The organism is Roseibacterium elongatum DSM 19469 (assembly GCF_000590925.1).
In the GTDB taxonomy this organism is placed as follows: Bacteria; Pseudomonadota; Alphaproteobacteria; order Rhodobacterales; family Rhodobacteraceae; genus Roseibacterium; species Roseibacterium elongatum.
The window spans coordinates 2,213,027-2,226,298 of sequence record NZ_CP004372.1 but is presented as its reverse complement, the minus strand read 5'-3'; the positions used below and the strand labels follow the sequence as shown (position 1 = coordinate 2,226,298).

Below are 13,272 nucleotides of genomic sequence, written 5' to 3'. Positions count from 1 at the left end.
TCCTCTTGCGGCCCCCGAAACCTCGGACTAAACACCGCCCTCACAGAGCGGGTGTAGCTCAGGGGTAGAGCATTACCTTGCCAAGGTAAGGGTCGTGAGTTCGAATCTCATCACCCGCTCCATTTCTCCGACAACCCACCGGAGAGCCGTTCACTCAAAGCCGTCAACGCACAAAGCACGCTTCTCTGACGTGCGTGCGGTGTTGCAGAATTGCTGCGATCGCCGTGCGGCCTGCGGTCCTGCCTGTCTTTTGGCCCCCATAGATCGTAGCGAGATGCCACACTGTAGCATGCGCGTATGTGCCGCCCGTGCTGCGCCGCCGTCGTTGGATCACAAGACCCGGAACCGCCACTGAATGACCAGCCTTCGCCTCGTCGGATGTGTGAGTCTTGGGTGCCTCGCCCATGTGGCCATCGCCACGGATGGGGCGGCCGATACCCTGTCGAGCATGCCGACCTTGAATTATTACGGCTTGCCGGGGCTGGTCGACATGCCCAGCGCCAACGTCTTGCCGGATGCCGATCTTGCGTTCACCGGATCCTATATCGACGGGACTGTGCGCGGCACGCTGGCCTTCCAGGTGCTGCCCAGCCTGACGGCGACCTTTCGCTACGCGGGCACGCCCGATTTTCAGCCGGGTAGCAGCGCCATTTCGGAACCCTACTTTCTGGACCGCAGTTTCGACCTGCACTGGCAAGTGATCGAGGAAGAAAGCTGGTGGCCGTCTCTGGCCGTGGGCATCCGCGATATCGCGGGAACCGGGATCTATGGCGGCGAATATATCGTGGCGACCCGCCATTTCGGGGCGCGCGATCAACTGGCCGTGACGGCGGGCCTGGGCTTTGGTCGTCTGGGCGGGCGCGACGCCTTCGACAACCCGTTCGGCCTGGGCGATCGACCGGCGCGCGACGTCGGCGAAGGCGGCACGGTCAATGTCGATCAGTTCTTCCGGGGCGACGCGGCCTTTTTCGGGGGCATCGAATACCAGGCCACCGACCGGCTGAGGCTGCAACTCGAGTATTCCTCGGATCTCTATCGCGAAGAGGTCGCCGATGGCGTCATTACCATCGAAAGCCCGATCAATGTAGGGGCGACCTACGATCTGGGCGATTGGGGACAGATCGGGGCGCATTACCTGTACGGCACGACCGTCGGGCTAACCTACTCGATTGCGACCAGCCCGCGCCGCGGGGTGGTGGCGGGGTCTTTCGACCGCGCCCCCGAGCCGGTGCTGCCGCGCCCACGGGCCGACAACGGCTATTCCACGGCCTGGGTCGCCCAGGCCGACGGCCCACCCATCCTGCGCGACAATGTCGAGCGTCTGTTCGAGGAAGATGGCGGCCTGGAACTGGTGTCGCTGGCCTTGGATCCGGGGCGCGCGACCCTGCGCGTGCGCAACATCGTCTATCCGCAGGAGGCACAGGCACTTGGCCGTGTCCTGCGCGTGATGAGCGTGACCATGCCGCATTCGGTCGAGGTGTTCGAAGTCATCTTCACGGTCAACGGCGCCGATGCCAGCCGCGTGCGGGTCAACCGCCGCGACGTCGAGGCGTTGGAGCATGACGTGAACGGCCCATCGCGGTTGCTTGCCGGCGCCGAGGTCGAGGGCGCCGGGCAGGTGCGCGATCCGGCCACGATTTCCATTCCCGGCAGCGCGCCGAACCGTCTGACCTGGGGCGTGGGCCCCTATGTGGAAACCGCGCTCTTCGATCCGGAAACCCCGTTTCGCGCCGATCTGGGCATCGAGGCCGAGGCCCGATATGAATTCGGCGACGGCTTCGTGGCCGAGGGTGTCGTGCGGCTGCCGCTTGTCGGCAACCTCAGCGAGGCGCGCATCGTCGATGGCATCGAACCCGGTGGCCCCTTCCCCGTCCGGTCCGAAGGGGCGCTCTACCACCAAGAGAGCGAGCTTCACATTCCGCGCCTGACCCTGTCGCATTACGGCCAGATCGGCAGCGACTTCTACACGCGGCTGAGCTTTGGATATCTCGAACGCATGTTCGCCGGCGCCTCGGGCGAGATCCTGTGGCAACGCGCCGACAGCCCCCTGGGCCTCGGCGTGGAATTGAACCATGTCTGGCGGCGCGATTTCGACGGACTGTTCGGCGTGCAGGATTATTCGGTCACGTCCGGCCATGTCTCGGCCTACTTCCCGATCATGGACGATTTCAGCGGACAGGTCGACGTCGGCCGGTATCTGGCCGGGGATTACGGCGCCACCTTCCGGGTCGATCGCGATTTCGCGAACGGCTGGAGCGTCGGCGCCTTTGCCACCTTCACCGATGTCAGCTTCGAAGAATTCGGCGAGGGGTCGTTCGACAAGGGAATCGAGCTGACGATCCCGACCACGTGGTTCTTCGGCACCTCGACGCGCAATACGGTCACGACGGTCCTGCGCCCCATCCAGCGTGACGGCGGCGCGCGCCTGCAGGTGGAGGGACGCCTGCACGATCTGATCACCGATTACCATCGTCCCAACCTCGAGGAGACGGAGGGCATGCTGTGGCGCTGACCCGACTGACCCACAAGCGCAGCCGGCATGTGACATCCGTACTGGCCGTGCTGGTTCTTGGCCTTGCCGCCTGTGGCGATGCGGGTAACACCCCGGCCCTGTCGGTCGCGCGCAACCTGACCTCTGCGATCCTGCCGGGGGGCGAGGCCGAGACGACCACGGCCTCCGAGGCGCGTGCCATGCTGACCCGCGACCGTATCGAACGGATCAACCGGCCGCTTCTGCTCGTGGAATGGCCGACCGTTGACGGGGCCGAGCTCTTTTCGCTTGTCGGCGAGAACGGCGGTGTCGAAACATGGCGCAGCCCCGAGGACCGAGGTCTGGCCTTGACGTCGGACGGCGTCCTGCGGTCGACGCGCGGCTACGGCGCCGATCTCATGGCGTCCGAGGCGACCGCGCTGGTGGCCACCTGGTCGGGGCAGCGGGCGGGCTCGTACAACCGCATCATGGTCCATCTCGATGGCGAGTTGCGCGAACAATCCCGGTCGCAAAGCCTGCATGTCTGTTCCGTGCGCGCCACGGGACGGGAAACGATCGACATTTACGACATTCACTACACGGTCACGCGACTGGTCGAGACATGCGAAACGCCGGCTGGCAGCTACGATAACCAGTACTGGGTCGAAGCGAACGGAACGGTCCGGCGATCAGAACAATGGGTCTCTCCCGAAGTCGGCCATTTGCTGATCGAAAGGTTGAATTGATCGTGGCACGCCCGTCGGTCCGCGTTCATCCCGTTGGCAAGAATGGAGGACTTTGCTGAATAGTTGATCTGCCAGTGACCCCTTGCGGTCGTTTTTCTTCGATCCGGCCGGAAACCGTTGATCGATGCAAATAGCTCACGTACAACCAACCCGAATTGCCAATTTGGAGGCCAACCATGCCCAAGATCCTGTCCGCGTCTTTGATGGCGCTGTTGATGGCCACCCCAGTCATCGCCCAAGACATTCGCCCGCTCAGCACCACCGCGTCGTCTCAGGATGAATGCGACCCGGCGGACTTCAACACGCAAGAAGCATATGACGAGTGCGTTGCCGCCCTTCCGATCCTCGGAAGCATCCCCAGCGGGGCCATCATCGTGGGCGGTGTCGTCTTCATCGGGGCCGTTGCAATTGGTCTCTCGTCCTCCTCGGGCACCAACGGCACCTGAACCACGGACATTACAGAAGGGGGCCTGCAGCGGAACGCCGCTGCGGGTCCCTTTTTTTCTGACGGGGAGACACCGCATGCCCGGACGGGACGGGCCGCGCATTGCCATAGTCGGTACGAATGGCGTGCCGGCCCGCTATGGCGGGTTCGAGACCTTGGCCGAGCAACTGATCCGCGCCGCGGCCCTCGAGGGGGTGTCAGACCGGTTCACGGTGTGGTGCCCTGCCCCGCGCGGCACCCCGCCGCCGCCGCAGCGGTGGCTGGGGGCCCGGCTGCGCAGCCTGCCCCTGCGGGCGAATGGCGTGCAGTCGATCCCCTACGATATCGCCTCCATGGCGCGGGAATGCTGGGGGAAGGACCCGGCGACCACGGTGCTGGTCCTCGGCACGTCGGGCACGGCGGCCCTGCCGCTGTTCCGCTGGACCGGCCGCAGCCGCCTGATCGTGAATATCGACGGGCGTGAATGGGGCCGCAAGAAATGGGGCAAGGCGGCCCGCGGTTTCCTGCGCCGGTCCGAAGCAGGCGCGGTGCGCGCCGCCCATGCGGTCATCGCCGACAACAGGGTGATCGCCGACGAGATCGAGGCCCGCTATGGCCGCGCGCCGCGCATCATCGCCTATGGCGGGGATCACGCCCTGAGGCCCGCCCCGGCCGATATCGCGGACCTGAACCTGCCGGAACGCTATGCGCTCGGGATCGCGCGGGCGGAACCCGAAAACAGTCTCGACCTCATCCTCGACGCTTTTGCGCCCTATCCCGACCGGCCGCTGGTGCTGGTCTCGAACTGGCAGGACACCGCGCAGGGCCGCGCGCTGAAGGCGACCTATCGCGGCGCGTCCCATCTTCACCTGCTCGATGCGGAACACGATCCCGCGCGCCTGCGGGCCATCCGCGACCGGGCGCATCTGTATATCCATGGCCACACGGCGGGCGGCACGAACCCGTCGTTGGTCGAGATGATGCATTTCGGCATTCCCGTCGCGGTCTTTGACTGCGCCTACAATCTGGAAACCACCGAGGATCGGGCCGCAAGGTTCCGTGATGCCGAGGGGTTGGCCCGCCTCTATCCCGACCTTTGCGACACGCCGTTGGCGCGGCAGATCGGCACCGCACTGGCCGAGATCGCCAACCGCCGCTACCGCTGGGACGAGGTTGCCGCAGCCTATTTCGACCTGCTGGGTCTCTGAGGCTTTCCCTGCCCCCCGCACGCGCCTATAAGCGCCCACAAGACGACGGAGAAACCCGATGCGCAGCGCTCAGATCACCCGCAAGACCGCGGAAACCGATATCACGGTCGAGATCGACCTCGATGGCAGCGGCCGGTACGACAACCGGACCGGCGTGGGCTTTTTCGATCACATGCTGGACCAGTTGGCCCGACACGCCCTGATCGACATGACCATTTCGGCCGAGGGGGATCTGCATATCGACGATCACCACACGGTCGAGGATGTGGGCATCACGCTGGGCCAGGCGCTGACACAGGCGATGGGCGACAAGCGGGGCATCCGCCGCTATGGCGCCTGCCTGCTGCCGATGGACGATGCGCTGGTGCGCGCGGCGCTGGACCTGTCGGGGCGGCCTTACCTTGTATGGAACGTCGCGTTTCCGACGCAAAAGATCGGCACGTTCGATGTCGAGCTGGTGCGCGAGTTCTTTCAGGCCCTGTCGACCCATGGCGGCCTTACGCTGCATGTCGATGCGCTGCACGGTCTGAACAGCCACCACATCGCCGAGGCCGCCTTCAAGGCGGTGGCACGGGCGCTGCGCGATGCGCTGGACTCCGACCCGCGCAAATCCGACGCGATCCCGTCGACGAAGGGCAGTTTGTGACCCGATGACCACCGTCCTGATCGATTATGACTCGGGCAATCTGCATTCCGCGGAAAAGGCCTTTCAACGCATGGCCCGCGAGGTCGATGCCGGCCGCGTGATTGTCACATCCGACCCCGAGCAGGTGGCCCGCGCCGACCGCGTCGTGCTGCCGGGCGACGGGGCCTTCCCCGCCTGCCGCCGCGGGCTGCAAGGGTTCGAGGGGCTGGAACAGGCCCTGATCGAAGCGGTCGAGACGCGCGGTGTGCCGTTCCTGGGGATCTGCGTGGGCATGCAGATGCTGGCCACGTGGGGCCGCGAGTACGAGGATGTCGCGGGCTTTGGCTGGATCCCCGGCGAGGTTGTCCGGATCGAACCCGATGACGCGTCGCTGAAAGTGCCGCATATGGGCTGGAACGATCTGGTGATCGACCGCCAGCACCCGGTGCTCGATGGCTTGGAAACGGGCGATCACGCCTATTTCGTGCATTCCTTCGCGATGCGCGTCGCAGAACCCGACACGCTGCTGGCGCACGCCGATTACGGCGGGCCGGTCACGGCGATCGTCGCACGCGACACCGTGGTCGGCACGCAGTTCCACCCCGAGAAAAGCCAGCGCGCGGGCCTGCGCCTGATCGCCAATTTTCTGACCTGGCGCCCCTGACCTGGCGCCCCTGACCGGCATCAAGAAGAGCGCCACGCGGCGCTCTTTCCCGGAGAGGCCGATACGATGCGGCGCTACTGCAGGCGCACCCAGTTCTGCCGGGCACAGAGCAACCCGCCCGCCACACAGCCCCGTAGCGACAGGCGATCGCCGTCGACCTCCATCCGGCCGATATAGATGCGGTCGTTCGATGGGCGATAGACCGATCCCTCGTAGCGCCCATCGCCTTGCGGAACCATATCGATCACGATCTGCCGGCCGATATTCTCGGACTGGTATTCGCCGGTTTCGTCGAAGGTGCGAATGATCGTGCCGCATACGGCATTGCCACAGGTCGTCATGCGGACCATGGCAAAGGATCCGTCATCCGGCTCGGTCTGTCAGATCCCTTCGGCGATGTCGGCGGATGCGGGTCCGGCAAGCCCCATCACAAGGGCAAGGCCAACAGCCAGTTTCTTCATCAAGGTGTCCTCCCAAAACTCCCTGAGCATCAGGGTGCGGGCAAATCGCGGCCACTGGCAAGGTTGACGTGGGGGCGTCGGGGCGGCGTCGGGGCGGCGGCACACCCTTGCCCCCGCCACGGACGCGGTGCAAAAGCACACGGAGTTTTTCATCCGATACCGGGGGCCGCGTCATGATCCTTTACCCAGCCATCGACCTCAAGGATGGGGCCGCCGTGCGCCTGCTGCGCGGCGAGATGGACAAGGCCACCGTGTTCAACACCGACCCCGCCGCACAGGCCCGCGCGTTTCAGGACGCGGGCTGCCAATGGCTGCACCTCGTCGACCTGAACGGCGCCTTTGCCGGCGCGCCGGTCAACGGTGCCGCTGTCGAGGCAATCCTCGAGGCAACGGACGTGCCCGCGCAACGTGGGGGGCGGGATCCGCGATCTCGACACGATCGAGATGTGGCTGAACAAGGGCATCGCCCGCGTGATCCTGGGAACCGTCGCGGTCGAGGACCCCGACCTTGTGTGGCAGGCCGCCGCCTCGTTCCCCGGTCAGGTCGCGGTCGGCATCGACGCCCGCAAGGGCCGCGTGGCGACCAAGGGCTGGGCCGAGGAGACCGACGTCATGGCGACCGATCTGGCCCGCAGCTACGAGGATGCCGGCGTGGCCGCGATCATCTACACCGATATCGACCGTGACGGGGCGATGGGCGGGCCGAACGTGTCGGCCACGGCCGATCTGGCGCGGGCGACCAGGATCCCCGTCATCGCCTCGGGTGGCGTTGCGTCGCTGGCCGATCTCGAGGCGCTGCGCGATACCGGCGTGATCTCGGGGGCGATTTCGGGCCGCGCGCTCTATGACGGGGCGCTGGACCTCACGGCGGCGCTGGCCGCCCTGGCATGAGGCCGCCGCGCGTGAACACGCTTCCCCCCTCGGCTGCGATGGCGTAGAGCGTCCCCATGCTCAAGACCCGGATCATCCCCTGCCTTGACGTCGCCGACGGGCGCGTCGTCAAAGGCGTGAACTTCGTCGATCTGATCGATGCCGGCGACCCGGTGGAACAGGCGCAGGCCTATGACGCCGCCGGCGCCGACGAGCTGTGCTTTCTCGATATCCACGCCACCCATGAGAATCGTGGCACGATGTATGATCTGGCCACGCGCACGGCCGAGCATTGTTTCATGCCGTTGACCATTGGCGGCGGTGTGCGCACGGTCGAGGATGTGCGCAACCTGCTGTTGGCCGGGGCCGACAAGGTGTCGTTCAACTCCGCCGCCGTGGCCGACCCCGACGTGGTGGCCCGCGCCGCCGACAAGTTCGGCAGTCAATGCATCGTCTGCGCCATCGACGCCAAGACGGTCGCCCCCGGAAAATGGGAGATCTTCACCCATGGCGGGCGCAAACCCACGGGCATCGACGCCGTCGAATTCGCGAAAACCGTCGTGGCCAAGGGTGCGGGCGAAATCCTGCTGACCTCGATGGATCGCGACGGCACGAAACAGGGGTTCAACATCCCGCTGACCCGCGCCATCGCCGATGCCGTGCCCGTCCCGGTGATCGCGTCGGGCGGGGTCGGCACGCTCGACCACCTTGTCGAGGGCGTGACCGAGGGCCATGCCAGCGCGGTGCTGGCCGCGTCGATCTTTCACTTCGGAACCTACACCATCGCCGAGGCCAAGGCCCATATGGCCGCGGCGGGCATCCCCATGAGGCTGACATGAGCACGCTGGAACGGCTGGCCGCCACGATCGAGGCGCGCAAGGGCGCCGACCCGAAATCGTCCTGGACCGCCAAGCTGTTGGCGCGCGGCCCCAAGAAAGCCGCCGAGAAATTCGGCGAAGAGGCCATCGAGGCGATCATCGAGGCCGCGCGCGGGGACCGCGAAAAGCTGACTGCCGAAGCGGCCGACGTGCTGTATCATTTCCTCGTCATGCTGGCCTCGCGCGACGTGGCGCTGGCCGATGTCTATGCCGAGCTCGAACGGCGCGAGGGCACCTCGGGCATCGAGGAAAAGGCCAGCCGCTAGATTATCGTCACAGTTTCGAGCTGATGATGCCCGTTGCGAACCCGCCCATGCGCAACTCGCCGAACAGGCGCTGATACTCGATTTTGGGACAGCGATTCTGGATGACAATCAGGCCCGCGGCCTCGGCCTCGGCGGCGGCCTCGGGGTGCTCGACGCCGATCTGCATCCAGATCACCTTTGGGCGCGGCTGCATCTGCAAGGCGGCCTCGACGATGGCGGGCACGGCCTCGGGGCGGCGGAAAATGTCGACCACGTCCACACCGCCCGCGATCTCGGACAGATCGGCCACACAGGTCGCGCCGAACATCTGTTGGCCCGCCTGCCCCGGATTGACCGGCACCACGCGATACCCTTTCAGCCGCAGATAGCGCGCGACGTAATGGCTGGGCCGGACGGGATTGGGGCTGACCCCCACGCAGGCAAAGCTTTTTGACTGGCGCAGCACGCGCCGCAAAAGGTCATCTGAAGGCTGTGTCGTCATGCCCGCTGCATATCACGACAAAAAAGCGCCCGCAGCGGAAATCCGGCGGGCGCAAGTCACGGAACGAGGGACAGTGATGGGTGCGCGGTGTTCCGTACCGCCGCACCTATGAAACAGATGGGGCAAGATTGCGGGAATTGAAGGGGTGGCACAATTTCGTGATCACGCCACATGGCGGTTCTGCGCTTCCCAAATGGTCTGTTCAGCCCAGAATCCCCGGCCAGTTCGCGTCGCCTTGCGCGATGACATCGGGCAATTCCGCCCGCCAACGGCGCAAGACCCGCATCGACGCATTCAGGAACAACCGCCCGTCATGGATATGCCATGCCTCGGGAATGGTGGGGGCCAGATACCCCCGCGCCGCGGCAAAGGCGCAATACCCGCCGAATGCAGGCGCGAAGCTTTCGGGCGCGGCCGCGAAACGATCCCTGTGATCCGCCTCGGCAAACGCCCATCGCGCGCCCTGCCAGTCGTGGACCAGCGACGGATCGCCGGCAAGCGGCTGTGCCTGCGTGAAGTAGGCCACGGGGTCCGTCCCCCCGAGGGCAAACCCGCCCTGCTGAAAGACCGGCGGTTCGGCCGCGTCCGCGGGCCGGGCCACCACAAGCGCAATCGCAGATCCGGCGGCGATGACCCCCAATGCGCGGCGGCGGTCGTATCGGTCAGCTGACTGGGACAAGGGCGGCCTCCTGTGCGATCTGCCTGGTGCGGGGCAGACAGACGTCAATCGAAAATGTCCTCGAGGAAATCGAACCCCTCCTCGAACACCTCGCGCAGCAGGCCCTTGCGCTTTTTCCGTTTTTTCTTGCGCCGGTCAGGCCGATCCGATTTGGGCGGCTTGCCATGGGGGGCGGGCTGGGCCGGGCTGCGCTTGGCGGCTTGTCGCGTTTCGGCCGGCTTCAGCCACTTCATCTCGTGCAGGGGGGCGCCGCAGGCCCCACAGGCCAGTTCATGTCCGTCCCGCGCCGTCAGACGCAGGGTCTGTCGACGGCCACAATAGGAACAGGTGGCGATCTTGGTCTGATGCGGCATCGATTACTCCGAAAACTCCCGTGTCATGGCATATAGGGACACGGCCGCCGCATTCGAGACGTTGAGCGAGCCAAAAGCCCCCGTCGCCGGGATTCGCGCCAACAGATCGCAAAGATCACGGGTCCGGGCGCGTAGACCCGGCCCCTCGGCACCCATCACCAACGCGACGGGGCGCGTTCCGGCCTGCGCCGCCGCCGCGCCGATGTCGACATCCCCGGCGCCATCGAGACCGATAAGGACAAAACCCATGTCGCGCAGACGCTCCATCGTGTTTCCCAGATTCGCCACCCGCAGATAAGGTTGGCGTTCCAGCGCCCCCCGAGGCCGTCTTGGCCAGCGCGCCCGTCTCGGGGGCGGAATGCCGGGCGGGGGCAATCACGGCGCGGGCGCCGAACACCTCGGCCGAGCGCAGAATCGCCCCGACATTGTGCGGGTCGCTGACCCGGTCGAGCAGAACGACACAGGGCGCTCCGCTCCCGGCGGTGACCAGGTCGTCCAGTGCCCCCCAATCCAGCGGCCTGACCTCGAGCGCCGCACCCTGGTGCACGGACCCCGCATCCAGTGGAACCGGGAACTTGCGGGCGTCGGCCAATTCGGGGCTCAGGCCGCCCTGGGCGATGGCATCGCTCAGCTTGGCCTCGGCATTGCGCGTCACCACCAGCCGCAGCTTTTCCCGTTTCGGATTGAGCAAGGCATCCCGCACGGCATGCAGACCGAACAGCCAGACCGTTTCGGCGGCGGCGGCCCGCTTGCCCCGTTCCTTTTCGATGACCCAGGTGGGTTTTCTGGCCATGGCGCGATCCTTTTGCGTGACGGATAGCTTGGCGTTACGGGGCGCGACACGGAATGCCAAGCCCGAGGCGCGGATTCGCGCGATTTGCAGTTGACGCCCCCCCAACGCCCCATTATCCAGCCCATCGCGTCGGGCGACGTGCTGCAAGGTGCGGCAGCGGACTGTAACTCCGCCGGGGAGACCCATGCCTGGTTCGATTCCAGGGTCGCCCACCACTTCCCCGCTTCCGGGTCGTGCATCTCCGAGATGGTTGCGTTGCGGCCCTCGGTGCGGCACCGGCCTTGACGAGATGCCTGAGCCTTTGCCGCGAGAGCAATTCACAGGTTGTGGCATTATTATGACACCTGTGGTTAGTTTCCCGATCACCGGCCCCGACATTGACGGCAATCCGTCTAGGATGCCATGCAGAACAAGCGGCTGACCGACGCAGGCTGCCACCGAGCGACGGAAAACCGGGGGATTTTGGAGGTGTCGCGTGACGCTGGTACCTGATGTCAGTGGTTTCACCGAGTCGCGCAGCAGAACCTTGCGCGCGCGGACATCCGATGCCGTGTTCCGCATCTCCAAACGGGCCTTCGATCTGGTCTTTTCGACAATCGTTCTTTTACCGGCGATGGTTGTTGTGGGTCTGGCGCTGCTGATCCTGAACCCGATTTTCAACCCGGGCCCCCTCTTCTTTCGGCAAATACGGATGGGGCGCAATTGCCGCCCGTTCTGGGCCTACAAGTTCCGCACCATGCGGCAAGCCGCGCCAGGCACGGCCCGCTGCCGCCCGCTGAACGCCCCGCTCGAAGTGGATCGCATCACGAAGATCGGTGGCTTTCTCAGGCGGTCCCGCTTTGACGAACTGCCGCAGATCCTGAATGTCTATCGCGGCGAGATGAGCCTGATCGGCCCGCGCCCCGATTATTTCATCCATGCCCATCGCTACATCCGCGCCATTCCCGAGTATCGTGCCCGCCACGCCGTGCGTCCGGGCATCAGCGGCCTTGCCCAGATCGAAGTCGGGTATGCTCAGGGCCTCGAGGCGACGCGCCTGAAAACCGCGGCCGACATGGATTATATCCGCAGTGCGGGTCTGCGGCTCGACACGTGGATCCTGTGGCAGACCATCCGAGCCGTCATCGACATGCGCGGCGAGTAATCAAGCCCGTGGCCACGCGTCGGCCTTGACGTTATACCGGGGCCAATACGAACAAGAACGCGGCGGAGGTCGAGCAGCCATGTCCCGCATGCCGGAGCCTGCCCAAAAAGGGTCCCCCGCGCCCCCCCGGACGCACCCTTTCAACGTGGTCATCGTTGGGCAATCGGGCCGGCTCCAATACGAAGCGGCCCTGTTCGCCGTGTCCTTTCGGGCGGCGAACCCCGATTTTCCCGGCAAGCTTTTGGTGGCGGAACCCAACGATAGTGACGCATGGTCGCGATCACCGCGCATGTCCGACGACGGGGTGCGTGGCCTGCTCGAGGCGTGCGGCGCGTCGATCATCCCGTTCGAGGCGCGCCATTTCGGCGAGCGATATCCCTATGGCAACAAGATCGAACTGTTGTCGGCGCTGCCCAAAGGCGAGCCCTTCGTCTTTTTCGACAGTGATACGCTGATCCTCGACGATGTGACGCGGGTGCCCTTCGATTTCGACCGCCCCTCGGCCAGTCGTCGGGTCGAGGGGACATGGCCCCAGATCGAACTTTATGGCCCCGGCTACACCGAGACGTGGAAATCGCTGTACGACAAGTTCGGTCTCGACTTCGAAACATCGCTGGACCTGTCGCAGCCCGATGAGTACTGGCGGCGGTATCTCTATTTCAACGCCGGGTTCTTCTACTACCGCTGCCCGCACGAATTCGGCGCACGGTTTCTGGACTATGCCCTGGCGATCCGCGACGACCCGCCGGCAGAACTGGTTTGCCAGTCCCTCGATCCGTGGCTGGATCAGGTGGCTCTGCCCCTCGTGATTCACAGCCTCGGCGGGGGACGTGACGCGCTGAAAGAGGGATGGCTGGACGGACAGACCAGTTGTCACTACCGGCTGCTGCCGCTGCTCTATGCGCGCGAAGATCAGCGGGTGATCGACATTCTGGAGACCGTGACGGCGCCGAACCGCGTCAAAAAGGTGCTCAAGGGTTACGACCCGATGAAACGCATGATTTATCAGGGGAAAGGCGCCAAGGCGCGGGCGCTTTTCGATCAGGCGAACCTGCCGCGCCGGGAACAGGCCCTGCGCAACACCCTCAAACGCGAAAAACTCTGGTTGCGGTGATCCGCGCCGCCCACCCTAGGATTGGACTCAAAGAGATCGGAAAACGACAACGGCGCCGTCCTGTAAGGGACGACGCCGCATCACATCCATCAATCT

At 65.4% G+C, this 13,272-nt stretch carries 13 protein-coding genes, 2 tRNA genes and 3 pseudogenes; 13 read left to right on the top strand and 5 right to left on the bottom strand.

The annotated features are described in order from the left end of the window. Positions 1-47: 47 nt before the first annotated feature. The 7 genes from ROSELON_RS10825 (at position 48) to hisH (ending at position 6,137) form a co-directional block, all read left to right on the top strand. Positions 48-122 (top strand) — tRNA-Gly (locus ROSELON_RS10825). Between the two features lie 326 nt (positions 123-448). Continuing rightward, the gene (locus ROSELON_RS10820) at positions 449-2,512 is read left to right on the top strand and encodes a YjbH domain-containing protein (RefSeq protein WP_217520154.1); all 2,064 of its coding nucleotides are present in this window, start codon (positions 449-451) and stop codon (positions 2,510-2,512) included. After that, the gene (locus tag ROSELON_RS10815) at positions 2,503-3,216 is read left to right on the top strand and encodes a YjbF family lipoprotein (protein ID WP_025312414.1); all 714 of its coding nucleotides are present in this window, start codon (positions 2,503-2,505) and stop codon (positions 3,214-3,216) included. The genes ROSELON_RS10820 and ROSELON_RS10815 overlap by 10 nt, the downstream gene beginning before the upstream one ends. Before the next feature lie 176 nt (positions 3,217-3,392). Beyond that, on the top strand, positions 3,393-3,662 hold the full coding sequence (locus ROSELON_RS10810; protein WP_025312413.1) for a hypothetical protein: 270 nt from the start codon (positions 3,393-3,395) through the stop codon (positions 3,660-3,662). A 76-nt stretch (positions 3,663-3,738) separates the two neighbouring features. Then, the gene (locus tag ROSELON_RS10805) at positions 3,739-4,848 is read left to right on the top strand and encodes a DUF1972 domain-containing protein (protein WP_025312412.1); all 1,110 of its coding nucleotides are present in this window, start codon (positions 3,739-3,741) and stop codon (positions 4,846-4,848) included. Between the two features lie 58 nt (positions 4,849-4,906). Further along, positions 4,907-5,494, top strand: a complete 588-nt coding sequence (gene hisB / locus ROSELON_RS10800) for an imidazoleglycerol-phosphate dehydratase HisB (RefSeq protein ID WP_025312411.1) — start codon at positions 4,907-4,909, stop codon at positions 5,492-5,494. A gap of 4 nt (positions 5,495-5,498) precedes the next feature. Then, positions 5,499-6,137 (top strand): imidazole glycerol phosphate synthase subunit HisH, encoded by a 639-nt coding sequence (hisH, locus tag ROSELON_RS10795; RefSeq protein WP_025312410.1) that lies wholly within the window; start codon positions 5,499-5,501, stop codon positions 6,135-6,137. A 74-nt stretch (positions 6,138-6,211) separates the two neighbouring features. On the opposite strand, the pseudogene ROSELON_RS10790 reads toward hisH, so the two are convergent. Beyond that, positions 6,212-6,493, bottom strand: a pseudogene (locus tag ROSELON_RS10790) (DUF2147 domain-containing protein); the annotation flags it as partial. A 278-nt stretch (positions 6,494-6,771) separates the two neighbouring features. On the opposite strand from ROSELON_RS10790, the pseudogene hisA reads away from it, so the two are divergent. The 3 genes and pseudogenes from hisA to ROSELON_RS10775 all read left to right on the top strand — a co-directional run bounded on the left by hisA (position 6,772) and on the right by ROSELON_RS10775 (position 8,612). After that, positions 6,772-7,489 (top strand): annotated as a pseudogene (gene hisA, locus ROSELON_RS10785) (1-(5-phosphoribosyl)-5-[(5-phosphoribosylamino)methylideneamino]imidazole-4-carboxamide isomerase). Between the two features lie 56 nt (positions 7,490-7,545). Then, entirely contained in the window at positions 7,546-8,307 is a 762-nt protein-coding gene (gene hisF / locus ROSELON_RS10780; RefSeq protein ID WP_025312409.1) for an imidazole glycerol phosphate synthase subunit HisF, read from the top strand. After that, on the top strand, positions 8,304-8,612 hold the full coding sequence (locus ROSELON_RS10775) for a phosphoribosyl-ATP diphosphatase (protein ID WP_025312408.1): 309 nt from the start codon (positions 8,304-8,306) through the stop codon (positions 8,610-8,612). Before hisF ends, ROSELON_RS10775 begins: the two co-directional genes overlap by 4 nt. A gap of 7 nt (positions 8,613-8,619) precedes the next feature. Here the strand turns inward: ROSELON_RS10775 and ROSELON_RS10770 are convergent, their stop codons facing one another. The 4 genes and pseudogenes from ROSELON_RS10770 to rlmB form a co-directional block, all read right to left on the bottom strand. Continuing rightward, positions 8,620-9,093, bottom strand: a complete 474-nt coding sequence (locus ROSELON_RS10770; protein ID WP_025312407.1) for a CoA-binding protein — start codon at positions 9,091-9,093, stop codon at positions 8,620-8,622. Positions 9,094-9,295: 202 nt separating this feature from the next. Next, positions 9,296-9,772 carry a YHS domain-containing (seleno)protein gene (locus tag ROSELON_RS10765; protein ID WP_051508399.1) on the bottom strand — a complete coding sequence of 159 codons (477 nt, stop codon included), beginning with the start codon at positions 9,770-9,772 and terminating at the stop codon, positions 9,296-9,298. Positions 9,773-9,816: 44 nt separating this feature from the next. Then, positions 9,817-10,125 carry a hypothetical protein gene (locus ROSELON_RS10760; RefSeq protein WP_025312405.1) on the bottom strand — a complete coding sequence of 103 codons (309 nt, stop codon included), beginning with the start codon at positions 10,123-10,125 and terminating at the stop codon, positions 9,817-9,819. Between the two features lie 3 nt (positions 10,126-10,128). Further along, positions 10,129-10,918, bottom strand: a pseudogene (gene rlmB / locus ROSELON_RS10755) (23S rRNA (guanosine(2251)-2'-O)-methyltransferase RlmB). 131 nt (positions 10,919-11,049) lie between these two features. Here rlmB and ROSELON_RS10750 point away from each other — a divergent pair. From ROSELON_RS10750 to ROSELON_RS10740, 3 genes are all read left to right on the top strand, one after another. Next, a tRNA-Tyr gene (locus ROSELON_RS10750) sits at positions 11,050-11,133 on the top strand. A gap of 260 nt (positions 11,134-11,393) precedes the next feature. Then, positions 11,394-12,062, top strand: a complete 669-nt coding sequence (locus ROSELON_RS10745; protein WP_245605328.1) for a sugar transferase — start codon at positions 11,394-11,396, stop codon at positions 12,060-12,062. Between the two features lie 88 nt (positions 12,063-12,150). Then, complete coding sequence (locus ROSELON_RS10740) at positions 12,151-13,176, top strand: hypothetical protein (RefSeq protein ID WP_025312401.1); 1,026 nt, start codon at positions 12,151-12,153, stop codon at positions 13,174-13,176. The last annotated feature ends 96 nt before the right edge of the window (positions 13,177-13,272 follow it).

What these genes read in the sequence shown, in the direction of transcription:
- ROSELON_RS10820 (WP_217520154.1), top strand. Translation starts at nt 449, where the DNA reads ATGCCGACCTTGAATTATTACGGCTTGCCGGGGCTGGTCGACATGCCC.
- ROSELON_RS10810 (WP_025312413.1), top strand. Translation starts at nt 3,393, where the DNA reads ATGCCCAAGATCCTGTCCGCGTCTTTGATGGCGCTGTTGATGGCCACC.
- ROSELON_RS10805 (WP_025312412.1), top strand. Translation starts at nt 3,739, where the DNA reads ATGCCCGGACGGGACGGGCCGCGCATTGCCATAGTCGGTACGAATGGC.
- hisB (WP_025312411.1), top strand. Translation starts at nt 4,907, where the DNA reads ATGCGCAGCGCTCAGATCACCCGCAAGACCGCGGAAACCGATATCACG.
- hisH (WP_025312410.1), top strand. Translation starts at nt 5,499, where the DNA reads ATGACCACCGTCCTGATCGATTATGACTCGGGCAATCTGCATTCCGCG.
- hisF (WP_025312409.1), top strand. Translation starts at nt 7,546, where the DNA reads ATGCTCAAGACCCGGATCATCCCCTGCCTTGACGTCGCCGACGGGCGC.
- ROSELON_RS10775 (WP_025312408.1), top strand. Translation starts at nt 8,304, where the DNA reads ATGAGCACGCTGGAACGGCTGGCCGCCACGATCGAGGCGCGCAAGGGC.
- ROSELON_RS10770 (WP_025312407.1), bottom strand. Translation starts at nt 9,093, where the DNA reads ATGACGACACAGCCTTCAGATGACCTTTTGCGGCGCGTGCTGCGCCAG.
- ROSELON_RS10760 (WP_025312405.1), bottom strand. Translation starts at nt 10,125, where the DNA reads ATGCCGCATCAGACCAAGATCGCCACCTGTTCCTATTGTGGCCGTCGA.
- ROSELON_RS10740 (WP_025312401.1), top strand. Translation starts at nt 12,151, where the DNA reads ATGCCGGAGCCTGCCCAAAAAGGGTCCCCCGCGCCCCCCCGGACGCAC.